This is a genomic window from Burkholderia sp. 22088 (assembly GCF_052045915.1).
Taxonomy (GTDB): Bacteria; Pseudomonadota; Gammaproteobacteria; order Burkholderiales; family Burkholderiaceae; genus Burkholderia; species Burkholderia cepacia.
Map to the genome: position 1 here is coordinate 94,753 of NZ_JBQEPY010000016.1, position 22,948 is coordinate 117,700.

Annotated in this window: 20 protein-coding genes; 14 read left to right on the forward strand and 6 right to left on the reverse strand. The window is 67.3% G+C overall.

Annotated elements, in window-relative coordinates:
- Positions 1–226 precede the first annotated feature (226 nt).
- A complete protein-coding gene (gene ilvD / locus ACTJLD_RS28170) occupies positions 227–2,086 on the forward strand; it encodes a dihydroxy-acid dehydratase (RefSeq protein ID WP_027791333.1) in 1,860 nt (619 codons plus the stop codon).
- Between the two features lie 140 nt (positions 2,087–2,226).
- Here ilvD and ACTJLD_RS28175 read toward each other — a convergent pair whose 3' ends face one another.
- Entirely contained in the window at positions 2,227–3,108 is an 882-nt protein-coding gene (locus ACTJLD_RS28175) for an SH3 domain-containing protein (RefSeq protein WP_440660088.1), read from the reverse strand.
- Positions 3,109–3,141: 33 nt separating this feature from the next.
- Positions 3,142–3,597: a hypothetical protein gene (locus ACTJLD_RS28180; RefSeq protein ID WP_440660089.1), complete on the reverse strand. Its 456-nt coding sequence runs from the start codon at positions 3,595–3,597 to the stop codon at positions 3,142–3,144.
- A 298-nt stretch (positions 3,598–3,895) separates the two neighbouring features.
- Here ACTJLD_RS28180 and ACTJLD_RS28185 point away from each other — a divergent pair, with 298 nt between their 5' ends.
- Positions 3,896–5,437 carry a sigma-70 family RNA polymerase sigma factor gene (locus ACTJLD_RS28185; protein ID WP_440660090.1) on the forward strand — a complete coding sequence of 514 codons (1,542 nt, stop codon included), beginning with the start codon at positions 3,896–3,898 and terminating at the stop codon, positions 5,435–5,437.
- Positions 5,438–5,617: 180 nt separating this feature from the next.
- A complete protein-coding gene (locus ACTJLD_RS28190) occupies positions 5,618–6,499 on the forward strand; it encodes a helix-hairpin-helix domain-containing protein (RefSeq protein ID WP_021162072.1) in 882 nt (293 codons plus the stop codon).
- Position 6,500: 1 nt separating this feature from the next.
- Here ACTJLD_RS28190 and ACTJLD_RS28195 read toward each other — a convergent pair whose 3' ends face one another.
- Together ACTJLD_RS28195 and ACTJLD_RS28200 are read right to left on the reverse strand one after the other, a co-directional pair.
- Complete coding sequence (locus tag ACTJLD_RS28195; protein WP_440660092.1) at positions 6,501–7,328, reverse strand: hypothetical protein; 828 nt, start codon at positions 7,326–7,328, stop codon at positions 6,501–6,503.
- 111 nt (positions 7,329–7,439) lie between these two features.
- Positions 7,440–7,865: a helix-turn-helix domain-containing protein gene (locus ACTJLD_RS28200; protein WP_021162074.1), complete on the reverse strand. Its 426-nt coding sequence runs from the start codon at positions 7,863–7,865 to the stop codon at positions 7,440–7,442.
- Between the two features lie 140 nt (positions 7,866–8,005).
- On the opposite strand from ACTJLD_RS28200, the gene ACTJLD_RS28205 reads away from it, so the two are divergent.
- Complete coding sequence (locus ACTJLD_RS28205; protein WP_124917854.1) at positions 8,006–8,503, forward strand: DUF2938 domain-containing protein; 498 nt, start codon at positions 8,006–8,008, stop codon at positions 8,501–8,503.
- A gap of 257 nt (positions 8,504–8,760) precedes the next feature.
- Here the strand turns inward: ACTJLD_RS28205 and ACTJLD_RS28210 are convergent, their stop codons facing one another.
- The gene (locus ACTJLD_RS28210) at positions 8,761–9,201 is read right to left on the reverse strand and encodes a MarR family winged helix-turn-helix transcriptional regulator (RefSeq protein WP_021162076.1); all 441 of its coding nucleotides are present in this window, start codon (positions 9,199–9,201) and stop codon (positions 8,761–8,763) included.
- 135 nt (positions 9,202–9,336) lie between these two features.
- On the opposite strand from ACTJLD_RS28210, the gene ACTJLD_RS28215 reads away from it, so the two are divergent.
- The gene (locus ACTJLD_RS28215; RefSeq protein ID WP_060315168.1) at positions 9,337–10,866 is read left to right on the forward strand and encodes a DHA2 family efflux MFS transporter permease subunit; all 1,530 of its coding nucleotides are present in this window, start codon (positions 9,337–9,339) and stop codon (positions 10,864–10,866) included.
- 37 nt (positions 10,867–10,903) lie between these two features.
- On the opposite strand, the gene ACTJLD_RS28220 is transcribed toward ACTJLD_RS28215, so the two are convergent.
- A complete protein-coding gene (locus ACTJLD_RS28220) occupies positions 10,904–12,418 on the reverse strand; it encodes an acetyl-CoA hydrolase/transferase family protein (protein WP_027791325.1) in 1,515 nt (504 codons plus the stop codon).
- Positions 12,419–13,072: 654 nt separating this feature from the next.
- On the opposite strand from ACTJLD_RS28220, the gene ACTJLD_RS28225 reads away from it, so the two are divergent.
- The 9 genes from ACTJLD_RS28225 to ACTJLD_RS28265 all read left to right on the forward strand — a co-directional run bounded on the left by ACTJLD_RS28225 (position 13,073) and on the right by ACTJLD_RS28265 (position 22,921).
- The gene (locus tag ACTJLD_RS28225; protein ID WP_021162080.1) at positions 13,073–13,753 is read left to right on the forward strand and encodes a CDP-alcohol phosphatidyltransferase family protein; all 681 of its coding nucleotides are present in this window, start codon (positions 13,073–13,075) and stop codon (positions 13,751–13,753) included.
- Positions 13,750–14,559, forward strand: coding sequence for a HalD/BesD family halogenase (locus ACTJLD_RS28230; RefSeq protein WP_059485097.1), 810 nt, complete (start codon positions 13,750–13,752; stop codon positions 14,557–14,559). Before ACTJLD_RS28225 ends, ACTJLD_RS28230 begins: the two co-directional genes overlap by 4 nt.
- Positions 14,556–15,557 carry an HpnL family protein gene (locus ACTJLD_RS28235; protein ID WP_027791323.1) on the forward strand — a complete coding sequence of 334 codons (1,002 nt, stop codon included), beginning with the start codon at positions 14,556–14,558 and terminating at the stop codon, positions 15,555–15,557. The genes ACTJLD_RS28230 and ACTJLD_RS28235 overlap by 4 nt, the downstream gene beginning before the upstream one ends.
- A 36-nt stretch (positions 15,558–15,593) precedes the next feature.
- Complete coding sequence (locus tag ACTJLD_RS28240; protein ID WP_027791322.1) at positions 15,594–16,361, forward strand: NTP transferase domain-containing protein; 768 nt, start codon at positions 15,594–15,596, stop codon at positions 16,359–16,361.
- Complete coding sequence (gene aepX / locus ACTJLD_RS28245) at positions 16,358–18,043, forward strand: phosphoenolpyruvate mutase (protein ID WP_060315171.1); 1,686 nt, start codon at positions 16,358–16,360, stop codon at positions 18,041–18,043. The genes ACTJLD_RS28240 and aepX overlap by 4 nt, the downstream gene beginning before the upstream one ends.
- On the forward strand, positions 18,040–19,221 hold the full coding sequence (gene aepY / locus ACTJLD_RS28250; RefSeq protein WP_440660097.1) for a phosphonopyruvate decarboxylase: 1,182 nt from the start codon (positions 18,040–18,042) through the stop codon (positions 19,219–19,221). The genes aepX and aepY overlap by 4 nt, the downstream gene beginning before the upstream one ends.
- The gene (locus ACTJLD_RS28255) at positions 19,221–20,285 is read left to right on the forward strand and encodes a 2-aminoethylphosphonate aminotransferase (RefSeq protein WP_440660098.1); all 1,065 of its coding nucleotides are present in this window, start codon (positions 19,221–19,223) and stop codon (positions 20,283–20,285) included. The genes aepY and ACTJLD_RS28255 overlap by 1 nt, the downstream gene beginning before the upstream one ends.
- Before the next feature lie 244 nt (positions 20,286–20,529).
- The gene (locus ACTJLD_RS28260) at positions 20,530–20,994 is read left to right on the forward strand and encodes a lysozyme inhibitor LprI family protein (protein WP_240439998.1); all 465 of its coding nucleotides are present in this window, start codon (positions 20,530–20,532) and stop codon (positions 20,992–20,994) included.
- A gap of 973 nt (positions 20,995–21,967) precedes the next feature.
- Positions 21,968–22,921, forward strand: a complete 954-nt coding sequence (locus ACTJLD_RS28265) for a LysR family transcriptional regulator (RefSeq protein ID WP_059485101.1) — start codon at positions 21,968–21,970, stop codon at positions 22,919–22,921.
- Positions 22,922–22,948 lie beyond the last annotated feature (27 nt).

The window sequence follows — 22,948 nt, forward strand, 5'->3', positions numbered from 1 at the left end:
CTTCCCGCCCGGTCGCGCGGCCGTCCCGCGGCCTTCGGCACGTTTTGCGCCGGGCACACCTGCGGCGCCGGTTGCCGGCCCCGCGGGCGCCACGCCCGCGGCGGCTGTGGGATAATCGCCGGGTTTGCCCAGGGCGCAGCTCAAGAGGTTGTTCGCACGGGCGCGAGAGAGGCCCTTATTCCCCGTGCCTCCACCCTTTTCCCGCGATATTTCTTCAGCAACGACAATGCCCACTTACCGTTCCAAAACTTCCACCGCCGGCCGCAACATGGCGGGTGCGCGCTCGCTCTGGCGCGCCACCGGCATGAAAGACGACGATTTCTCGAAGCCGATCATCGCGGTCGTCAACTCGTTCACCCAGTTCGTGCCCGGGCACGTGCACCTGAAGGATCTCGGCCAGCTCGTCGCGCGGGAGATCGAGGCTGCCGGCGGCGTCGCGAAGGAATTCAACACGATCGCGGTCGACGACGGCATCGCAATGGGCCATGACGGCATGCTGTATTCGCTGCCGAGCCGCGACATCATCGCGGATTCGGTCGAATACATGGTGAACGCGCACTGCGCGGACGCGATGGTCTGCATCTCGAACTGCGACAAGATCACGCCGGGGATGCTGATGGCCGCGATGCGCCTGAACATCCCGGTGATCTTCGTGTCGGGCGGCCCGATGGAAGCCGGCAAGACGCGCCTCGCGAACCCGGTCACCAAGACCGTCGAACTGAAGAAGCTCGACCTCGTCGACGCGATGGTGATCGCGGCCGATCCGTCGTATTCGGACGCCGACGTCGCTGAAGTCGAACGCTCGGCCTGCCCGACCTGCGGTTCGTGCTCGGGCATGTTCACCGCGAACTCGATGAACTGCCTGACCGAAGCGCTCGGCCTGTCGCTGCCCGGCAACGGCACGGTGGTGGCCACGCACGCCGATCGCGAGCAGCTGTTCAAACGCGCCGGCCGCCGGATCGTCGAGCTCGCCCGCCAGCACTACGAGCAGGACGACGAACGCGTGCTGCCGCGCTCGGTGGGCTTCAAGGCGTTCGAGAACGCCATGACGCTCGACATCGCGATGGGCGGTTCGACCAACACGATCCTGCACCTGCTGGCGATCGCGCAGGAAGCCGGCATCGACTTCACGATGAAGGACATCGACCGCCTGTCGCGCGTCGTGCCGCAGCTGTGCAAGGTCGCGCCGAACACGAACAAGTACCACATCGAGGACGTGCACCGCGCAGGCGGCATCATGGCGATCCTGGGCGAGCTCGACCGCGCCGGCAAGCTGCACACCGACGTGCCGACCGTGCACGCACCGTCGCTGAAGGATGCGCTCGACCAGTGGGACATCGTCCGCACGCAGGACGATGCGGTCCGCACGTTCTACCTGGCCGGCCCGGCCGGCATCCCGACGCAGGTCGCGTTCAGCCAGGACACGCGCTGGCCGAGCCTCGACCTCGACCGCGCCGAAGGCTGCATCCGCTCGTACGAGCATGCGTTCTCGAAGGAAGGCGGCCTCGCCGTGCTGACGGGCAACATCGCGCTCGACGGCTGCGTGGTGAAGACGGCCGGCGTCGACGAGAGCATCCACGTGTTCGAAGGCTCGGCTCACGTGACCGAATCGCAGGATGAAGCTGTCGAGAACATCCTCAACGACAAGGTCAAGGCCGGCGATATCGTGATCGTCCGCTACGAAGGCCCGAAAGGCGGCCCCGGCATGCAGGAGATGCTCTACCCGACCAGCTACATCAAGTCGAAGGGGCTCGGCAAGGCATGCGCGCTGCTGACGGACGGCCGCTTCTCGGGCGGCACGTCGGGCCTGTCGATCGGCCACTGCTCGCCGGAAGCCGCGGCGGGCGGCGCGATCGGCCTCGTGCGCGACGGCGACAAGATCCGCATCGACATCCCGAACCGCACGATCAACGTGCTCGTGTCCGACGAAGAGCTGGCGCGCCGCCGCGAAGAGCAGAACGCGAAGGGCTGGAAGCCTGCGCAGCCGCGTCCGCGCAAGGTGTCCGCGGCGCTGAAGGCCTACGCGAAGCTGGTCATGTCCGCCGACAAGGGTGCCGTGCGCGACCTGTCGTTGCTCGACGACTGACGCGAGTAGTACGGCCGGCTGCCCGCCACGCGCAGCCGGTCGGGCTGGGGGCAGGACAACCCGCCCGCGCCGCTGTGGAAGCCGCTCTCCGGAGCGGTTTTTTTTCGTCCGGCGCCCGGGAATCCCCAGCGCCGGCGACATCAGTGACGGAAATCCTCGGGGCCACCGCCTCCGCCACCACCGTGGTTACCGCCACCGTTTCCACCACCTTGCGGCCGCGCATAACCGCCGCCGCCCCCGCCTCCCTGACGCACCGGCGGCGGCACCGGACGCGCCTCGCCTCCCTGGTGCATCGCCGGCGGCATCGGACGCGCCTCGCCTCCCTGGTGCATCGCCGGCGGCATCGGACGCGCCTCGCCTCCCGGTGCGGGCGGCGGGCGCAGCACGGCCGGCGGCGGGCCGGCCGGACGCGCGTTGCCCGCCCCGCCCGGCATCGGTGAAGGCGCCGGTGCTGCCGGCGGCGGTGTGCGGATCGCGCCGTTCCAGCCGCCGCGTGCAGCCGACGGCCGCGCGTCGTGCACGGGCGGCGGGCCGCCCGGTGCAACCTGCATCGGCCCGCCCGGTTGCGGACGGCCTTGTCCCGGCGGCATGCCCCCGGGGCCGAGCCGCGGTTCCGGACGATGCGCCCAGCGATCGCGGTCGTGATACCACGGACGGTGCCGGTAATAACGATCCCAGTACGCGGCGATCGCGAATCCTGTCACCGGAACCCCGATGATCGCGCCGTATTCGAGCAACGGCACGTAGCTGCCTTGGTACGGATACTCGAGCAACTGCGCATCGATCCAGCCGCGCACGCCCGGCAGCGCGACGTCGCACCACGAGTAGTCGCTCAGGCAGCCGAAGACGTCCAGCGCCGTGTCGGGCGGAATCTGCGCCACCACCGGATAGTCGGGCGCCGGCCCCGCAAACAGTTCGGCCGGCGAGTTCGTGTAGGCGCTGCTCTGCGCGTCGGCGACGCCCGGCGCGGCCGCGAGGCCGAGCAGGACGACGTACAGACTTCGGACAATCGAATTCCTCATGATGCTCTCCCGCGCGGTGCCGCCGCGCGCCGGTCAGTGCCGATGCCCGCCCCAGCCGCCACCCGAGTGGCCGCCGCCCCAGTGGCCGCCACCCCACGGACGATGCCAGTACCCGCCGCGTCCGCGCCAGTAGCCACCGCCCCAGCCGCCCCAGAAGCCGACCGAGATCGCCGGCGCTCCCCAGCCGTACCAGCCCGGGTAATACGCGGGGGCATAGTACGGATACGGATAGGGATACGGCGGCGGATAGGCCGGCGCGACGTAGACGGGAGCCGGGTCGGCCACGGGCGGCGCGACCGCCGTCGAGCCCTGGCTCGATGCGGCGCTACCCGGTGAAGCCGGCGTGACGGGTATCTCGCGCTGCGTCAGCGTGGCCGGCGCCGGCGCGTAATACGGCGCATAGCCGTACGGACTCGTGTAATAACAGCCGCCGAGGGCCAGCGTGGTCAACGCGAATACCGCACACCTCGCGGCGGGAATCAGGGTCATTTCTTGCTCCGGCGGAATCTGCGCTGCGCAGCCAGGCTGCGCGCCTGACTCTAGCTTACGTCCCCTGCAGATTTCCGCCCGGTATGATCGGTTACTTTTTGTTTCCAGCACCAGACGCGCGCGCAGGCACGCCGCGTGCTGATGGGTCTGCCGCGCTCGCGTTGAAGTTCGCGCAAATGCCCTCAACTTGAACGATGTCAGGCTGGCCGGCGCGGACGGGGTTCGCGAGCAACCGGCGGCCCGAAACCGGCGGGCTTCGGCCCGCCCAGACAGGAGCGCGGCTCACGCCGCCATCGACATGACTACGCCACGCCCCACTCCCCGGGCGGACACGCCGCTCGATCCGATCATCCAGTTGCTGGCGCTCGCCGGCGAACAGGGTTATCTGACCCACGCCGACCTCGTCGACGCGCTGCCGCCCGAAAGCGACAGCCCCGACGCGCTCGACGTCGTGCGCGCCGCACTCGCCGACATCGGCATCGCCGTGCTCGACGAGCCGGCCGCGCCTGCGCCGTTCGCCGGTTCGTCGCCGGTCGATGTTGATCGCGATGCGCTCGACGAAGGCCGCGCGATGCTCGGCGACCTCGCACGCGGCACGAGCGCGTCGACCGACCCGCTCGCGCTCTACATGCGGCGCATGCAGGCGGTGCCGCTGCTCACGCGCGAAGGCGAAATCGTGCTTGCCCGCGAACTCGAGACGGGCCGTCACCAGATCCTGCATGCGATCGCCGGCTATCCGGCGGCGGTCGACTCGTTGCTTGCGCGTCACCGCGCGACGGCGACGACCGGCGGCGCCGGGGCTTCCGACGGCGACGGCGACGCCCCCGACACGCCCGCGCCGGCCAGCTACGACGCACTGCAGACGGCCGTCGCGGCCCTGCGCGGCGCGTTGCACGCGCATGGCGTCCGTTCGGACGAATACCGTGACGCGCGTAACCGCATGGCCGCCCTGCTCGGCTCGATCGCGTGGCTCGCACCGGCGGTCGACGACGCGAGCCGCGTCGTGGACACGCTCGCGTCCGCGCCGCACGGCACCGAAGCAGGCGAAGCCGCCAGCTTCGACGCGGTCGCGCGGCGGGCACTCGCCGCAGCGCTCGCCGACGGCCAGCAGAAAGTGCGCGACGCCACGCGCGCGATGCTCGAGGCGAACCTGCGGCTCGTGCTGTCGATCGCGCGCAAGTACATGAACCGCGGCGTCGACCTGCCCGATCTCGTGCAGGACGGCAGCCTCGGCCTGATGCGCGCGATCGAGAAATTCGAATACCGGCGCGGGTTCAAGTTCTCGACCTATGCGACCTGGTGGATCCGCCAGGCGATCGCGCGCGCGGTCGCGGATCGCGCACGCACGATCCGCGTGCCCGTGCACGTGGGCGACCAGTATCAGCGTGTGCAACGGCATGCGCTGCGTTTTCACCAGCGCACGGGGCGCCGGGCGACGCCGGCCGAACTCGCGGCCGAAACCGGCCTCGACGAGGACAAGCTGCGTGCGGTGCTCGCGCTGCCTGCCGAGCCCGTGTCGCTCGATGCGCCGCTGCCCGACGCGGACACCGGCCTCGTGGAGCTGATCGAGGACCAGGCGTCGGCCAGCCCGTTCGAGCAACTGGCGGACACGCGCATGCGCGAGTGTGTGCGGTCGCTGCTCCGGTCGGTCACGCCGGCCGAGGCCGACGTGCTGCGCCGGCGGTTCGGCCTCGGCGGCGCCGAGCCCGATACCTACGATGCGATCGCGCACGACGCCGGCATGTCGCGCGAACGCGTGCGCCAGATCGAGAAACGGGCGCTCGCCGCGTTGCGCACGGCCGCCGAGGCCGAGAACGCGCAGTCGTTTCTCGACGCGTGACCGCATCACGCGACGCACGGTCGTGCCCCTACCGGCACGACCGTGCACCTCGCACCTGTGCTACGTTTGCTATTGACGTGCGTCAAGTTTTCTTCAACGCGTGTCGCGACAATGATGAAAAGCCGACCGGCGCATCGTTCGCCGTGTCCATTCCGTTTGTGCTTCCCCGGGTCCCTCGCGATGCAGACGAGCGCCAGCCAAACGTACGAGGAAAACCGGCATATCGCGGCCTGCCTGCGCGAGGCGGCGCAACGGCTGGCTGACCAGGGCGCGAATCCTTACCGGGTCGCCGCGTACCGCGCGTCGGCCGGGACGGTCGAAGCGCTCGACCTCGACATCCGCACGCTGTTCGAGTCCGGCGGCGTCGATGCGCTCGGTACGTTGCCCGAGATCGGCACGGGCGTCGCCCAGGCGATTGCCGAGCTGCTGGTGACCGGGCGCTGGCGGCAGCTCGACCGGCTGTGCGGCGACGCCGTACGCACCTCCGCATTCGAAGCGGTGCCGGGTATCGGCCACGCGCTCGCGTTACGCATTCACGACCTGCTTCACATCGATACGCTCGAGGAGCTCGAACGCGCGGCCCGCAACGGCCAGCTCGAAACGATCTCGGGCGTCGGACCGCGGCGCGCAGCCGGCATCCGCACCGCGCTCGACGACGTGCTGAGCCGCCGCCGGCGCTGGCAGGGCCACGTGCAGGACGCCGGCCCCGGCACCGAGCCCCCGGTCGAACTGCTGCTCTACATCGACCGCCTGTACCGCAACAAGGCCGCGGCCGGCGTGTTGCCGACGCTCGCGCACCGGCGCCTGAACGTGGACGGTTACGTGCCGTCGCCCGTCATGCACATGACCAAGGGCGGCTGGCATTTCACGGCGCTGTGCCTGCTTGCCGCGATGCGCACGCCGGAGGCCTCCCGCCCGACCGACTGGGTCTCGCTCTATTTCTACGACGCCGGGCAGCGCGAACACCAGCGCACCGTCTTCACCGAAACGGTCGGCTCGCTCGTCGGCAAGCGCATCGTGCGCGGGCGCGAGCAGGAGTGCCGCGTGTACTACGCGGGCTGAGTCAGTCGTCGGAGGTTTCGTCGACGTCGAACGCCACGCCGAGCACGGACGCGATCTCGCGACAGGCATGAGTGAGCGCACGTGAGCGGCGACCGGAATATTCCACCGCGAGATCGAACCAGGTCGAATACGACACGTAATCGGCGCCGCTTTTCCGGTTCGGCACGTCGAACCACAACGTCACCGTGTAGCCGCCCTTCCAGCGTATCGGTATCACCCGCGTGAGCCGCAATCTCGTGATCGCGCCGTGACGGAAGCGGAAGCTGTCGTCGCCCACGCGGAACCCCGACCATGCGCCGTCGTTCGACACGAACACGGTCAGCGTTTGGTCAGGTGGCGCGGCCGGCCCCCCATCCTCGACGGCAAGTTCGGCCATCGACACCATCGACGCGCCCGAATCGCCGTGCCCCGTCTCGACGTCCACATACGATTCGATCGTCCGCTTCGCGTTGTCGTAGAAATAGCGCGCGACGTCGGACCGCGCGTCGCCAGCCATCGGATCCACTTGCTTGAATCGTGCATGCTCGCCGTATCGAAGCGGTACGTCGGGCGCGTCGCCGGCATCGCCGGCGTCTTCAGCGTCGTCAGCCGGTTCGTCGTCCGGACTGTCGGCCGGTACGGCCTGCGCGGCCGTCTCGGGCTGCCCGATACCCCCACGCCGTCGCTTCACCCAGGCGGTTCCCCACGTCAGCAGGGCTGTCTGCATCGCCAGCACGACCGCCATCGTCGCGCACCCCGCGAGAAATCCGTAGTGCGGCCCGACTTTCGATGCCGCGTACGCGGCCGGAAGCACATAAAGCACCAGCAATGGCGCAAGCAATAACGACACGCGTCAACCCCGTTGTTCCTGTTTTCGTTTTCGAATTCCGGCCGGGATCGGCACCGCCGCCACCCTGCCGCCGGACTGCTGATGCACCCGCACGTCGCGCGGGCGCGCTACCTATGCGCCGTCCGCCTTCGCGCGACGCGCCGGATTGCGATGCGCGGCAATGCGCAGCAGCTTCTGGAACGACGGGCATTCGAGATGGTTCGCCGCCGGGCACACGGCCGCGTGCCGCAGCGCATCGCGCACGGCGCCGAGACGGCGGATCGTGCGGTCGAGTTCGTCGGCCTTGCTGTCGAGCTTCGCGCGATCGATCGCAGGCAGGCCGTCCGTGTCCACCATCGCGAGGATGTCGTCGAGCGAAAAACCGGCCTCGCGGCCCAGCGCGATCAGTGCCAGCCGCTCCAGCACCGACTCGTCGTATTGCCGCCGCAGCCCGTGGCGGCCGATCGGGACGATCAGCCCCTTTTCCTCGTAGTAGCGCAGCGTCGACGCGGGCAATCCCGAGCGCCGCGCCACATCCGCAATGTCCAGCCGACTCATGCTTGACCTCAAGTGAACTTGAGGTTGCAAGATAGGCGCTCGACTCCATAAAGACAAGCCCTGACTGCCATGAAACCGCCGAATCCACGCTGTATCCCGCTGCGCCGCGCAACCGTCGCCCTCCGCGCCGGTGGTTCGCGATGAGCCTGCCCGACGTCCTGCTCAACCTGTTGCTGATCGGCACGGGCGCGACGCTCGTGATGGATCTGTGGGCGCTGTTGCGCCGACGTGCATTCGGCATTCCGTCGCTCGACTATGCGCTGGTCGGCCGCTGGATCGGTCACATGATGCAAGGCCGGTTCCGGCACGTGTCGATCGCCGCCGCGCCGCCCGTGTCGGGAGAACGCACGCTCGGCTGGATCGCGCATTACGCGATCGGCATCGCGTACGCGGCGCTGCCCGTCGCGATCGCGGGCACGGCATGGATCGGCACACCGACACCGCTCCCCGCGCTCGTCGCCGGCCTCGCCAGCGTGGTCGCGCCGTTCTTCGTGATGCAGCCCGCGTTCGGCCTCGGCATCGCGGCGTCGCGCACGCCGCACCCGGGCGTCGCGCGCCGGCGCAGTGTCATCGCGCATCTGTCGTATGGTGTGGGGCTTTATCTGGCGGCGTTCACGCTGGCAGCGCTGCCCCGTTGAGCACACCGTCTTGCCGACGCCGTGACGGGTAGCGCCGGCTCACGGAGCCGACGTCGACGCCCGCACAAGCGCTTCGTCGAAGTGTGGCGGGCGCTTTGTCCTGCGCGAGCCGAGTGATGGCCGCGCCGACATAACGGCAACGGCAATGACCACGCCCATGCCGTCATACGGGCCAACGTGGCACGCCTGCGCACGGCCACCCGGTATTCCCGTAGCGGTCAACCCGTTCATCCGGCCGGCCCGGATGACGCTGCCCATCACTCCCCGCCGCAGTCGATCAGGTTGTGGCGCACGCGCCCGAGCAGCCGCACCAGCGTATCGCGCTCGTCGGGCGTGAAGCCGCGCAAACCGTCGTCGACGACGGTGTCACCCACTTCGAGCATCTGCGGAAAGATCTCGCGCGACTTGTCGGTCAGCCGGATCACGAACGCACGGCGATCGTCGTCGTTCGCGACGCGTTCGATCCAGCCATAACTTTCCATCCGGTCGAGCAACCGGGTAAGCGAGATCGGCGCGATCTCGAGCCATTCGGCGAGCCGTGCCTGATTCATCTCGCCCTTCCACGTCAGGTATGCGATCACGCGGCTTTGCGCGCGCGTCAGCCCGATGCGCTTCGCGCGCCGGTCGAACAGGCGCCCGTTCAGGCGGGCCACGTCGGAAATCAGGTAGCCGATCCGGTTCTCGTAGGTCTTGTCCATGCCGGGATTATAGGGTCAAGCCGACAGCCCCCCATCGCTCCCGGCCCGGCGATAAGCGGATCTATAATAAGCGTGCTTATAATTCCAGCGATACCGGATCGCCGCCCACGGCGACCGCCCCACGGAGACACCCGCTTGAACCCCGCCGCCGACGCCCCCGCCTCGCCCGCCCTGAACCGGCCGATGCTGACCCTGTCGATCATGCTCGCCACGCTGATCCAGACCCTCGACAGCACGATCGCGAACGTCGCGCTGCCGCACATGCAAGGCACGCTGTCCGCGTCGCAGGACGAGATCACGTGGGTGCTGACCTCCTACATCGTCGCGGCGGCGATCGCGACACCGCTCACCGGCTGGCTGTCCGACCGGCTCAGCGTGAAACGGCTGCTGATCGTGTCGATCGCGGGCTTCACGGTCGCATCCGCGCTGTGCGGGCTGTCCGAGACACTCGTGCAGATCGTCGGCGCCCGCCTGCTGCAGGGCGTGTTCGGCGCCGCGCTGGTGCCGCTGTCGCAGTCGATCCTGCTCGACATCAACCCGCGCGAGAAGCAGGGCCAGGCAATGGCGATCTGGGGGATGGGCGTGATGGTCGGCCCGATCCTCGGCCCGACGCTCGGCGGCTGGCTCACCGACAGCTACAACTGGCGCTGGGTGTTCTTCATCAACGTGCCGATCGGCGCATTCGCGCTGGCCGGCGTGATGACCTTCCTGCCCGCCCGCGCGCCGCGCCCGCATGTGAAATTCGACGCGTTCGGCTTCGCGACGCTGGCGCTCGCGATCGGCGCGTTCCAGGCGATGCTCGACCGCGGCGAACAGCTCGACTGGTTCGGCTCGTATGAGATCCGCATCGAGGCGATCGTCGCGGCGCTTAGCTTCGCGTTCTTCCTCGTGCATACCGCGACCGTCGGCAAGGCGTCGTTCTTCAAGTCGGAACTGCTGCGCGACCCGAACTTCGCGACGGGCACGCTGTTCATCTTCGTGGTCGGCGCGGTGCTGTACGCGACGCGCGCGCTGCTGCCGCCGATGCTGCAGAACCTGATGGGCTACCCGGTCGCGACAACGGGCCTCGTCACCGCGCCGAGCGGCGCCGGCACGATGATCGCGATGCTGTTCGTCGGCAGGCTGCTGAAATACGTGGATGCGCGGATGCTGCTGCTCGCGGGGCTGTCGATTTCCGCGCTCGCGCTATGGCAGATGATGCAGTACACGGTCGTGCTGTCCGAAGCGGACATCGTGTGGCCGGGCGTGGTGCAGGGCTTCGGGCTGGGGCTCGTGTTCGTGCCGCTGAGCGCGCTGTCGTTCTCGACGTTGCCGCCCGACCTGCGTGCGGACGGCACGGCCACCTACAGCCTGATGCGCAACATCGGCAGCAGTATCGGCATCTCGATCGTGCAGACGCTGATGACGCGCAACACGCAGGTGTCGCACGCCGATCTCGCCGCGCAGATCACGCCGTTCAACCCGGCCGTGCAGGCGATGGCCGGCAGCCATCTCGACTTCGCGCTGCTCGACCGCACGATCAACCAGCAGGCATCGATGATCGCCTACCTGAACGATTTCAAGCTGATGTTCGTCGCGACGCTGCTGATGATTCCGCTGTTGCTGCTGATCCGCCCGCCGCAGAAAACGGCGAGCGTGGAGATCGCGCATGCGGCGATGGATTGACGATGCGACGGGCGCGCGCCCGTCGCAGGCCGAACCGTCAGGCCTTCATCGTCCCCGTACGCACGTACCGCTCGTGCCACGACAGCGCCTCGGCGAGCAGGTGCGGCGTGTGCTTGCCGAAGCTCTCGCGCGACGCACGCTCGAAATAATCCTCGAGCATCGGCCGGTAGTCGGGATGCGCGCAGGTCGCGATGACCTTGCGTGCACGCTGCTTCGGCGACAGGCCGCGCAGGTCGGCAAGGCCCTGCTCGGTGACGACCACCGCGACGTCGTGCTCGGTATGGTCGACGTGGCTCGCCATCGGCACGATCCGCGAAATCGCGCCGCCCTTCGCGGTACTCGCCGACATGAAGCACGACAGGTAGCCGTTGCGCGCGAAGTCGCCCGAGCCGCCGATGCCGTTCTGGATCTTCGTGCCCATCACGTGCGTCGAGTTCACGTTGCCGTAGATGTCGGCCTCGATCATCCCGTTCATCGCGATGCAGCCGAGACGGCGCACGAGTTCCGGATGGTTGCTGATCTCCTGCGGGCGCAGCACGATCTTCTCGCGGAACGTCGCGATTTCGTCGGCGAAGCGCTGCACGGCGGCCGGGCTCAGCGACAGCGCGGTGGCCGACGCGAAGCTCAGCGTGCCGTCCTGGAGCAGGTCGAGCATGCCGTCCTGGATCACTTCGGTGTACGCGGTCAGGTTCGAGAAGCCGGCCGAGCTGAGCTCCGCGAGCACCGCGTTCGTGATGTTGCCGACGCCCGACTGCAGCGGCAGCAGGTTTTCCGGCAGGCGGCCGCGCTTCACTTCATGGCGCAGGAAATCGATCAGCTGGTGCGCAATCTGCTTCGAGGTGGCGTCCGGCGCGGAGAACGCGTTGCTGCGATCCGGTGCATCCGTCTCGACGATCGCGACGATCTTGTCGGCCGGGCAGCGCAGGTACGGCTCGCCGATCCGGTCGTCGCTTTTCGTCAGCGGAATCGGCTTGCGGTGCGGCGGCAGCGCGGTGCCGTAATAGACGTCGTGCATCCCGTCGAGGCCGAGCGGCTGGCGCGAGTTGACTTCGAGGATCACGTGCTTCGCGCGTTCGAGCCACGTCTTGTTGTTGCCGATCGAGGCGGACGGAATCAGCAGCCCGTCCTCGCGGATGCCCGCGACTTCGACGATCGCGACATCGAGATCGCCGTACAGCCCGAACCATGCGTATTGCGCGACGTGGCTCAGGTGGACGTCCTGGTAGTCGACTTCGCCGCCGTTGATCTTGTCGCGCAGCGTCGGGTCGGACTGGTACGGCAGGCGCATCGAGATGCCGTTGGTGCGGGCGAGCGCGCCGTCGAGTTCCGGTGCGGTCGACGCGCCCGTCAGCACGTTGATCCGGAAGTCCTCGCCGCGCGCGTGCGCCGCGTCGATGTGGGCGGCGAGCGCGGCCGGAACGGCCTTCGGATAGCCCGACCCCGTGAAGCCGCTCATGGCGACGGTCATGCCGGGACGGATCAGCGCGGCGGCTTCGTCGGCGGTACGGACGAGCGAACGCAGGGCGGGAGCGAGGATGCGTGATGAAGACATGGCTGGATTCTGATGCTTTGGTCTGTCGTTGACGTCGCTGGGGGTGTCTCCTGAGCGACATGAAGCCCTTGTGGCCGCGACGGGCGGCCGGCACCACAGGCATGGTCGGAGTATCTCAGAGGCGGTCGCCGCGAAATGTCCGCCGTATGAAAAAGATCGTTGCCGGATTTGCCGCGTATCGAACGGCCGTTCTGTGACAGGCGCCCCGTTCAATTCGAATGCACATGAAAGGTGCACGAAAGCATCGGACACAACGACCGGTCGACGATCACCAATCCGCACGCATCAATCGACGGATTTTCATTGCGATTCATCGCCCGTCGATCGGCAATGGTCGATGCCGCATCCGGCGCGGCCAATTGTCACCCGATGCGGGTTGTCCCGGCCTGACGCACGTCAAGCTCGCACGCGCCGCGCGTCGCGCGCCGGGAAGCGCGAAAAACACCGCCGCACCGGCCTGTGAGGCCCGTCCGTCCTTGACAGGCGCGCGACGCGAACCACACTGGAATACGGATCCCGCCGCCCCGTTCGGCCGCCCTTTCGCGCACGCGCTTTTCGGTCGGCCGATCGTTGCAAGACGCGGTAACACTCGCTCATGTCAGGACATTGATCGAATAAAAAGCAACAAATTACAATTCCGTATATATTTCGCCGATGGACCAAAGAAAAACCGCCACACGTTCCGAACCGCCCCTGCCACGCACCTGGGATGCGCGGCTCGCGCGCTCGCTTGTCCGACCGCTCGTCGACACGCCCGTCACCCCGAATCACCTCACCACCGTTCGTCTGCTGATCGGCCTCGCCGGCGCCTGGTGCCTCGCGCACGGCGGCTTCGGCTGGAGCAATGCCGGCGCGTTCCTGATCGTGCTGTCGAACTTCGTCGACCACACCGACGGCGAGCTCGCCCGCATCAGCGGGAAATCCAGCAAGATCGGTCATTTTTACGACCTCGCGGCGGACGCGCTCGTCACGATCGCGCTGTTCGTCAGCATGGGCCTCGGCATCGTCGCCCAGGGCGGCCAGATGGCCGCGTCGCCGGTGCTGCTCGGCGCGGTGGCCGGCGCCGCCGTCGCGCTGATCTTCTTCCTGCGCATGCGGATCGAATCGATCGCCGGCAAGGCCGGCACCAAGCAGGCGTTCGCCGGCGGCTTCGAAACCGAAGACGTGCTGTACCTGCTGCCGCTCGTGACGCTCTTCGACGGCGTCGAACCGTTCCTGCTCGCGGCGTCGATCGGCGCCCCGCTCTTCGCCGCATGGGTCGTGATCGACTGGTGGCGCATCGTCCGGCGCGGCAACGTCGCGCAGAATCCAACTGAAATCCAGGCTTCCAAATGACTCCTAGCACGCGCGACGACTCCGTGCTGAGCCCGGCACGCCCTGCGCCTGCGCGCGCGGCCGCCGCCGATCCCGATCGCACCGTGGCCGACTGCGTCGGTTCGCTCGACCTCGACCGCCTGCGCGGCGACTACACGCGTCAGGGCTCGTTCCTGTACCTCGACGCCTTCCTGCCGGCCGACGCGCACGCGAAGCTCGCGGCGGCCGCCCGCGCGATGCAGGCCGGCCTGAACCGCAATTACCTGCCCGGCCACAAGCAGGGCGGCAGCGTCAGCCGCCATACGATCGACGAGCAGGCGCCGTACATCGCCGAACTGTATCGCTCGAAGGCGCTCATCTCCTTCCTGGAAAAGGTCACGGGCGACAAGCTGATGCTGTCGCCGGACGACGACCCGCACGCGTATGCGCTGTATTACTACACGAAGCCCGGCGACCACATCGGCTGGCATTACGACACGTCGTACTACGACGGCCGCCGCTATACGCTGCTGATCGGCGTGATCGACGAATCGTCGTGCCGGCTCGACTACGAGCTGCACACGCGCAATCCGGACGTGGCCGACGAACCGGGCTCCGTCCAGATCGCCGACGGCGGCATCGTGCTGTTCGACGGCGACAAGCTGCGCCACCGCATCACGCCGCTGGGCCAGAACGAGATGCGCGTGTCGCTCACCTTCGAATACGTGACGAACCCCGGCATGCGCCCGTGGAAGCGCTTCATCTCGAACATGAAGGACGCGATCGCGTATTTCGGCTTCCGCCAGGTGTTCAAGCAACTGGCGACGCGACGCCCGACCGGGTCATGACACGCGCCGGCCTGATCCTGCTGTCCCTCGGGACCGCACTCTTCGTCGCACTCCTCGCCTGGCAGGGCGTCGGCGCGGTCGCGTCCACGTTCCTCGCGGCCGGCTGGGGGCTCGCGCTCGTCGCGGCGTTCCACGTCGTGCCGCTCGTGATCGACGCGATGGCGATCTCCGTGATGTTCCGCCACGGCCAGCCCGGCGCCGAACTCCGCAACGCGCTGCGCGCGCGCTGGGTCGGCGAATCGGTGAACAGCCTGCTGCCCGCCGGGCAGATCGGCGGCCCCGTGCTGATGGTGCGCCACCTCGCGCAGCGCGGCACGCGGATGGCCGACGCGGCGGCCGCCGTCACCGTCAGCACGACGATGCAGGCGCTCTCGCAAATGGCGTTCGCGCTGATCGGCATCGCCGCGTTCAGCCTGTACGCCACGCACGAATCGGTCGCGCACCTGCGCACGCCCGCGCTGATCGCCACCGGCGTGCTCGGCGCCCTCGCCGCGCTGTTCTACGTCGCACAGCGGCGCGGGCTGTTCGGCCGCGGCCTGCGCCTCGCGTCGAAGCTGCTCGGCCCGCGCGACTGGTCGTCGCTGGCGACCCGCGCCGACGCGATCGACGACGCGGTCGGCGCGCTGTACCGCGATCGTGCGAAGGTCGCGAAGACGTTCGCGTTGAGTCTCGTCGGCTGGATCGTCGGCACCGCGGAAGTGTGGCTCGCGCTGCACTTCCTCGGGCACCCGGTGAGCTGGCTCGACGCGCTGCTGCTCGAGAGCGTCGGCCAGGCCATTCGTGGCGCGGCCTTCGCGATCCCGGGCTCGCTCGGCGCGCAGGAAGGCGGCTACCTGCTGCTCGCGCCGCTGGTCGGACTGCCGCCCGACGCGGCGCTCGCGCTGTCGCTCGCGAAGCGCGCGCGCGAACTCGCGCTCGGCCTGCCCGGCCTGCTCTATCTGCATTTCAGTGAAAGAAACTGGCAGCGGCGCCGTGCGCCGCAGCCGCTCGCCGACTGATCGTTCAGATCCGCCGGCTTTTTGGTTGGAGAACCCATGCGAGCCATCATTCTTGCGGCAGGCCTCGGCTTGCGCCTGCAACAACCGCCCGAGGCACAGTTCCCGAAGTGCCTGCTGCGCTTCGACGACGTGTCGCTGCTCGAGCGCCATCTGCGCGTGCTCGATGCCGCGGGCGTCGACGAAATCGTGCTCGGGCTCGGCTTCCAGGCCGGGAAGGTCGAGCAGGAATTGAAGCGCCTCGGCCGCCAGGCCGAGATCGTGATCAACGAACGCTACGACCTCGGCAGCGTGCTGACCGTGCATACCGTCGCCGACGCGATGACACGCGGCGGCGACGTGCTGCTGATGGACGCCGACGTGCTGTATGACGAGAACATCCTGCACGCGCTGGTGGCCGATGCCGACAAGGCGGTCGATCGCCTGTTGATCGACCGCGACTTCGAGGCCGGCGACGAACCCGTCAAGCTGTGCCTGAAGAACGGCGTGCCGGTCGAGCTGCGCAAGCAGCTCGCGGTCGACCTCGAATACGACACGATCGGCGAATCGGTCGGCTTCTTCCGCTTCACCGAAGGCACCGCGCGCCGCCTCGCGACGATCGTCGCGGGCTACGTCGACAGCGGCCGCGCGAACATGCCGCACGAGGAAGCCGTGCGCGACCTGCTGCTCGAAGGCGGTCATTCGTTCGACGTCGCCGACGTCACCGGCTCGCCGTGGATCGAGATCGACTTCCCGAACGACGTCGCCCGCGCCACCCAAGAAATCCTCCCCCTGATTCAACGCACCACCGCAGGAGTCGCACGATGAACGCACGCGAACCCAACTTCACCGAATCGCGCAGCGCACGCCTGCGCCGCATGCTCGTCAGCAGCGACCTCGAATTCCTGATGGAAGCGCACAACGGCCTGTCCGCACGGATCGTCCGCGAAGCCGGCTTCAAGGGCATCTGGGCATCGGGCCTCGCGATCTCCGCGCAGTTCGGCGTGCGCGACAACAACGAAGCGAGCTGGACGCAGGTCGTCGACGTGCTCGAATTCATGGCCGACGCGAGCGACCTGCCGATCCTGCTCGACGGCGACACCGGCTACGGCAACTTCAACAACGTGCGCCGCCTCGTGAAGAAGCTCGAGCAGCGCGGCATCGCCGGCGTCTGTATCGAGGACAAGCAGTTCCCGAAGACCAACAGCTTCATCGGCGGCGAGCGCCAGCCGCTCGCGGAAATCGACGAGTTCTGCGGCAAGATCAAGGCCGGCAAGGATTCGCAGACCGATCCCGACTTCTCGATCGTCGCGCGTGTCGAAGCGCTGATCGCAGGCTGGGGGATGGACGAGGCACTGCGTCGCGCGAACGCGTACGCGGAAGCCGGCGCCGACGCGATCCTGATCCACAGCAAGCTGTCGCGCCCGGACGAGATCCTGCAGTTCGCGCGCGAATGGAGCGGCAAGGCGCCGCTCGTGATCGTGCCGACCAAGTACTACAGCACGCCGACCGACGTGTTCCGCCAGGCCGGCATCAGCACCGTGATCTGGGCGAACCACCTGATCCGCGCGTCGGCATCCGCGATGCAGGCGACCGCGCGCGAGATCCACGAGAGCGAAACGCTGATCAACGTCGAGGACCGCGTGGCATCGGTCAACGAGATCTTCCGCCTGCAGGACGCCGACGAGTACTCGGCGGCCGAGCGCATCTACCTGTCGTCGTCGTCGCGCGCGTCGAACGCGGCGATCGTGCTCGCCGCGAGCCGCGGCAAGGGCCTCGAAGCCGTGACCGAAGACAAGCCGAAGGTCATGCTGCCGGTCGCCGGCAAGCCGCTGCTGCGCTGGCTCGTCGACGGCTTCAAGACGCACGGCGTGAACGACATCACCGTGGTCGGCGGCTACCGCGCCGACGCGATCGACACGTCGGGCATCAAGCTCGTGGTCAACGAGCGCCACGCGCAGACGGGCGAACTCGCGTCGCTCGCATGTGCGGCCGAACGCCTGACCGGCGACACCGTGATCTCGTACGGCGACCTGCTGTTCCGCAGCTACATCGTGCGCGACCTCGCGGAGAGCGAGGCCGAGTTCAGCGTGGTGGTCGATTCGTCGCTGACGGAAACCAACCAGAGCGTGCGCGATTTCGCGCTGTGCTCGGCGGCGGACGATCGCGGCCTGTTCGGCCAGAAAACCTACCTGCAACGCGTATCGAGCGACGTCGCCACGGGCACGCCGCACGGCCGCTGGATCGGCCTGCTGAACGTGCGCGGTGCCGGTGTCGAGCGCCTGAAGACGATGCTCGCGACGCTGCAGGCGCGCGACGATTTCGACACGCTCGACATCCCGTCGCTGCTCAACGAACTGATCGCCGCCGGCGAGAAGATCGAGGTGCAGTACGTGCACGGCCACTGGCGCGGTGTGAACGATCTCGAAGACTTCCGCCGCGCGGGCGACTTCGCGCACGGCCAGACGCCGCTGTCCGAACCGGGCACCGGCAACGGGGGCGCGCAATGATCGAAGCGGCACAGTTCGTCGAGGCCGCGCGCGAGCGCGGTTTCGACTGGTACGCGGGTGTGCCCTGCTCGTACCTGACGCCGTTCATCAATTACGTGCTGCAGGACCCGACGCTGAATTACGTGTCGGCCGCGAACGAAGGCGACGCGGTCGCGCTGATCGCGGGCGCGACGCTCGGCGGCAAGCGCGGCATCGCGATGATGCAGAACTCGGGGCTCGGCAACGCGGTGAGCCCGCTCACGTCGCTGACCTGGACGTTCCGCCTGCCGCAGTTGCTGATCGTCACGTGGCGCGGCCAGCCGGGCGTATCCGACGAGCCGCAGCACGCGCTGATGGGCCCGATCACGCCCGCGATGCTCGACACGATGGAGATCCCGTGGGAGACGTTCCCGACCGACCCCGAACAGGTCGGCCCGGCACTCGACCGCGCGATCGCGCACATGGACGCGACGGGCCGCCCGTACGCGCTCGTGATGCAGAAAGGCAGCGTCGCGCCGTATGAGCTGAAGGCGAACCCGGCCGCCAGGCCGCGCACGCATGTCGTCGCGCAATCGTCGTCGCGCGCCGCGTCGGCCGAAGCCTGGCCGAGCCGCCAGGACGCGCTGCAGCGCGTGATCGCGCACACGCCGGTCGATTCGACCGTCGTGCTCGCATCGACCGGCTTCTGCGGCCGCGAACTCTACGCGATCGACGATCGCCCGAACCAGTTGTACATGGTCGGTTCGATGGGCTGCGTGACGCCGCTCGCGCTCGGCCTCGCGCTCGCGCGACCCGACCTGAAGGTCGTTGCGGTCGACGGCGACGGCGCCGCGCTGATGCGCATGGGCGCGTTCGCGACGCTCGGCACCTACGGCCCGGCGAACCTCACGCACGTGCTGCTCGACAACGGCGCGCACGAATCGACGGGCGGCCAGGCAACGGTGTCGCAGCACGTGTCGTTCGCGGGTGTCGCGGCGGCGTGCGGCTACGCGTCGGCGGTCGAAGGCGACACGCTCGACGTGCTCGACACGGCGCTGGCCGGGTCAAGCGACGGTGCGCAGTTCGTGCGCCTGGCGATCCGCGCCGGCGTGCCCGACGGCCTGCCCCGCCCGACCGTCACGCCGGTCGAGGTCAAGACCCGTCTGATGCGGCACATCGGCGCCGCGCAGACCGAAGCCCACGTTGAAGGAGCCCATTGATGCTGCTGTTGAACCCCGGCCCGGTCACGCTCACCGAACGCGTGCGCCGCAGCCTGCTGCAACCCGATCTGTGCCATCGCGAAAGCGAATTCTTCGATCTGCAGGACGAAGCACGTGCGCGCCTCGTTGCCGCGTACGAGCTCGATCCGGCCGAATGGACCGCCGCGCTGATGACGGGTTCGGGCACGGCCGCCGTGGAAAGCATGATCGCGGCCCTCGTGCCGCAGAACGGCAAGCTGCTGGTGATCGAGAACGGCGTGTACGGCGAGCGGATCACGCAGATCGCGACGCAGTACGGGATCGCGCATGACGTGCTGAAGCATGAGTGGATGCAGGCGCCCGATCTCGCGCAGATCGCCGCACGGCTCGATGCGGGCGGGTACTCGCATGTCGCCGTGATTCATCACGAGACGACGACGGGCCGGCTGAACGATCTCGGCGCGATTGCCGGGGTGTGCCGTGCGCGTGGTGTGAAGATGCTCGTCGATGGCGTCAGCAGCTTCGGCGCGGAAGCGATCGACTTCGCCGGCGGCGACATCGACGCGGTTGCCGCGACCGCGAACAAGTGCCTGCACGGCGTGCCGGGCGCTGCATTCGTGATCGTGCGGCGCAGCGCGCTCGCGAAGGCTGCAAGCCGCACTTACTACCTCGATCTCGGTCGCCTGGCAAAGCTGCAGGATCAGCGGAATACGCCGTTCACGCCTTCCGTGCACGCGTATTACGCGCTCGTCGAGGCGCTGCGCGAGTTTGATGAGGCTGGCGGCTGGCGTGCGCGTCATGCGCATTACAAGGCGCTCGCCGATCAGGCGCAGGCCGGGCTGGCGGCGCGCGGGATGCCGCTCGTGCTGCCGGAAGGCGAATCGTCGGTCGTGCTGCGCGCGTACCGGCTGCCGCAGGGTGTGACGTACGAGACGTTGCATGACGGCTTGAAGGCGCGTGGTTTCGTGATCTACGCGGGGCAAGGCGGGCTGTCGAAGGAACTGTTCCGGATTTCGACGATGGGCGCGATTCAGGCGGCTGATGTCGATCGGTTGCTGGAAGGGTTCACGGCGCTGACGCGGTAAGTGTCGCTCGTACCTTCGTCCATGAAAGGCCCTTCTCGGAAGGGCTTTTTTTATTCTTTGCGGATTTTTCGGAAACTCCGGACGGTTGAGCCCGCAGCCATTATCAGTCACTCGACATGACCGAGTCGTTCGTTGACAATCGGCTTTTACAAAATTGGCCGCGCTTGTTTAAAGCAAGCCAACGATATGTGCTTCAGTCGGCGCTGTCGACCATGATCGACGCCAGAATTACTCCGATCGCCACATGAATGAAAAAACAGCAGTGGGAGCAAGAATGCATATCCACGCATCGGCATCCGGCCGTCGTTGCGCAGCGCTCGGGGTCGCCATGGCGCTGACATTTTCGTGGTTCACCTCTGCACAGGCACAGAGTTGCGCACCTGACAGCGTGGCGCCCGAGTGCTTGCTGCAGCGTAGTCAAGACGAATTTCAGCAAGCGGATGACGAGTTGAACCGCACTTACCAAAAGGTTTTGAAGTCGATGTCTCGGCCGCGTGACGAGTACGTCAACTATCCGGCACTCAAGACGAAATTCGTCGAGGCTCAGCGTCAATGGGTCCGCTTTCTCGATAAAGAGTGTACCGCTTGGTATCTGATAAACGAGGCAGGCGCGGATCGCAATCTTGATCTACTGACTTGCGAAATCGACAGAACACGTGATCGTACGCGTGAATTGAACGCGTGGCTCAAGCAATTGAGCCATGATTAGCGCAGCGCCAGATGAAGACGGCATCACCAGGTCGGCGGATATTAGAGAGAGGGTTTCGCTTAACGAACAAAAAAGCGCCGTCCGCAACGCCCCGAAAGCGATGCATCTGCCGTCACCACCTCGTTGATTGGACAGGATCGTTAATTCGATGAGTTTTTTGCAAAATCGAGAACTTGTGGATGCCCTGACCTCGCTGCCGGAGCGGCAGCTGGTCGAAGTGATTGCCGTTGGCGTTGGAGGCACGCGAAGCCCAAGTGGGACGTCCGGAATGGCAGTCGGCCAAACTCGTGCTCGCGGAGGTTCACCGATTCAATGAGGCGTCCGCGACGCCCTCGCCCTGGGCGCTTCTTGTGCTCGCGCGGCCTCAATATCCCGGGGAATTTGTCGACGAGGGGCACGGGCCGAGCCAGGAGGGAACTTGCTGCGGACTCACGCTCGTCAGCTACGCCAAACGTATCGTTTGTCCCGTTTGCGGCAAACCAGCGACCGCAACCTAAGTGAGCCGCCAGGTGTCGACTTCGGTCGTTCAGGTCGCGATTCGTATGCCAGCACCCGGGCAGCTACTCGGCCGGGCATATCGGGCAGTTTTCCGCCGGGAGCAGTCGTTTGACCAAATCGTTGGAAGGTCATTCGAGAGTCTGTTTTCACACCGGTCGCAGACGCTACAGAGGACGCGTTGTGGCGCCTATGCCGCGGATATATCTTTTGGCAAGGCTACGAGGAGTTAGATTCAGGTATGGAGGTCTTGAAAACTCGCAGTCTGCAATTCGAGCACTTGAGCCAGGATGGATGCTCAACCTGGCTCGTGTTGGCTACGTTCCATGAAATCCCGCCATGTGTTTGTGGGACCTGTTGCTTGAGCTGAGCGACTGCTTCAAAGGCGCACGCGCGGTAAAAACCCGACCTCGAAGCAGAGGATTGTCCGCCGACGTTCTGTCAAAATACCCGCTTGATCCTCCTGACCGACCGCGGAATGGAACTCAGACAACTACGCTATTTCCTCAGCGTCGTGGAACATGGAAGCATGGGCAAGGCAGCGCTGGAACTCGGCGTGGTGACCTCGGCATTGAGTCAGCAGATCAGCCGTCTCGAAGGCGAACTGTCCACGCGTCTGCTGCAACGCACCTCGTCGGGCGTCGTCCCGACCGACGCAGGTTTGGCGTTCTGGCGTCAAGCGCAACTCGCGCTGCGTCATATCGACGACGCCGCGCTTGCTGCACGCTCGGCCCGCCTGTCGGGCCATGTCAGCGTCGGCATGGCGCCGAGCACAGCGAGCGTGATGGGGGTCGCATTCATGCAGGCCATGCGCGCGCGCTATCCCGACGTACGGCTGCACATGGTCGAAAGTCTCTCCGGCTATCTGGCGTCCATGTTGAGCGCGCGTCAGATCGATCTTGCCGTGCTGTTCCGCGAGGAGTCCGCGCAACGCTGGAGCGTGATGCCGCTGCTGGACGAGCGGCTGTTCCTGATCGGCGCGGGCGATCTCGATGGCATGCCGACGAGCGCATCCGTCCGGCTGAAAAATCTCGGCAGGCTTCCGCTGATTCTCCCCAGCGGCACACACGGGCTGCGTTCGCTGCTGTTGTCCGCATTCAGGCGCGCCGAGTACGAGCCGAACATCGTCGCCGAAGTCGACGGCCTCGCGCTCCTGATGGACTTCGTCCGCGCCGGCATCGGCGCGACGATACAGCCGGGCGCGGCGCTCGCAAGGCCCGAAAACGTGATACTGACGAGCGTGCCCGTCGCCGAGAAATACGCCACGCGGCCCAACATGCTCGCCAGCATCTCCGATGACGAACTGTCTCCCGCCGGTCTCGCCGCGCGCGTGGTGCTGGCCGATGTCGCTCGTCAACTGGTGCGGGAAGGCCGCTGGCCCGGCGCACGGCTGCGGGAACCTCAGCCTTCACAAAAAGTGAACACCCGTTGACGGCTGGCTGGTAGCGGCGCGGACACG

Excerpts from the sequence above, each read along its gene's own strand:
- ilvD (WP_027791333.1), top strand. The coding sequence starts at position 227 with ATGCCCACTTACCGTTCCAAAACTTCCACCGCCGGCCGCAACATGGCG.
- ACTJLD_RS28175 (WP_440660088.1), bottom strand. The coding sequence starts at position 3,108 with ATGAGGAATTCGATTGTCCGAAGTCTGTACGTCGTCCTGCTCGGCCTC.
- ACTJLD_RS28180 (WP_440660089.1), bottom strand. The coding sequence starts at position 3,597 with ATGACCCTGATTCCCGCCGCGAGGTGTGCGGTATTCGCGTTGACCACG.
- ACTJLD_RS28185 (WP_440660090.1), top strand. The coding sequence starts at position 3,896 with ATGACTACGCCACGCCCCACTCCCCGGGCGGACACGCCGCTCGATCCG.
- ACTJLD_RS28190 (WP_021162072.1), top strand. The coding sequence starts at position 5,618 with ATGCAGACGAGCGCCAGCCAAACGTACGAGGAAAACCGGCATATCGCG.
- ACTJLD_RS28200 (WP_021162074.1), bottom strand. The coding sequence starts at position 7,865 with ATGAGTCGGCTGGACATTGCGGATGTGGCGCGGCGCTCGGGATTGCCC.
- ACTJLD_RS28205 (WP_124917854.1), top strand. The coding sequence starts at position 8,006 with ATGAGCCTGCCCGACGTCCTGCTCAACCTGTTGCTGATCGGCACGGGC.
- ACTJLD_RS28210 (WP_021162076.1), bottom strand. The coding sequence starts at position 9,201 with ATGGACAAGACCTACGAGAACCGGATCGGCTACCTGATTTCCGACGTG.
- ACTJLD_RS28220 (WP_027791325.1), bottom strand. The coding sequence starts at position 12,418 with ATGTCTTCATCACGCATCCTCGCTCCCGCCCTGCGTTCGCTCGTCCGT.
- ACTJLD_RS28225 (WP_021162080.1), top strand. The coding sequence starts at position 13,073 with ATGGACCAAAGAAAAACCGCCACACGTTCCGAACCGCCCCTGCCACGC.
- ACTJLD_RS28230 (WP_059485097.1), top strand. The coding sequence starts at position 13,750 with ATGACTCCTAGCACGCGCGACGACTCCGTGCTGAGCCCGGCACGCCCT.
- ACTJLD_RS28235 (WP_027791323.1), top strand. The coding sequence starts at position 14,556 with ATGACACGCGCCGGCCTGATCCTGCTGTCCCTCGGGACCGCACTCTTC.
- ACTJLD_RS28240 (WP_027791322.1), top strand. The coding sequence starts at position 15,594 with ATGCGAGCCATCATTCTTGCGGCAGGCCTCGGCTTGCGCCTGCAACAA.
- aepX (WP_060315171.1), top strand. The coding sequence starts at position 16,358 with ATGAACGCACGCGAACCCAACTTCACCGAATCGCGCAGCGCACGCCTG.
- aepY (WP_440660097.1), top strand. The coding sequence starts at position 18,040 with ATGATCGAAGCGGCACAGTTCGTCGAGGCCGCGCGCGAGCGCGGTTTC.
- ACTJLD_RS28255 (WP_440660098.1), top strand. The coding sequence starts at position 19,221 with ATGCTGCTGTTGAACCCCGGCCCGGTCACGCTCACCGAACGCGTGCGC.
- ACTJLD_RS28260 (WP_240439998.1), top strand. The coding sequence starts at position 20,530 with ATGAATGAAAAAACAGCAGTGGGAGCAAGAATGCATATCCACGCATCG.
- ACTJLD_RS28265 (WP_059485101.1), top strand. The coding sequence starts at position 21,968 with ATGGAACTCAGACAACTACGCTATTTCCTCAGCGTCGTGGAACATGGA.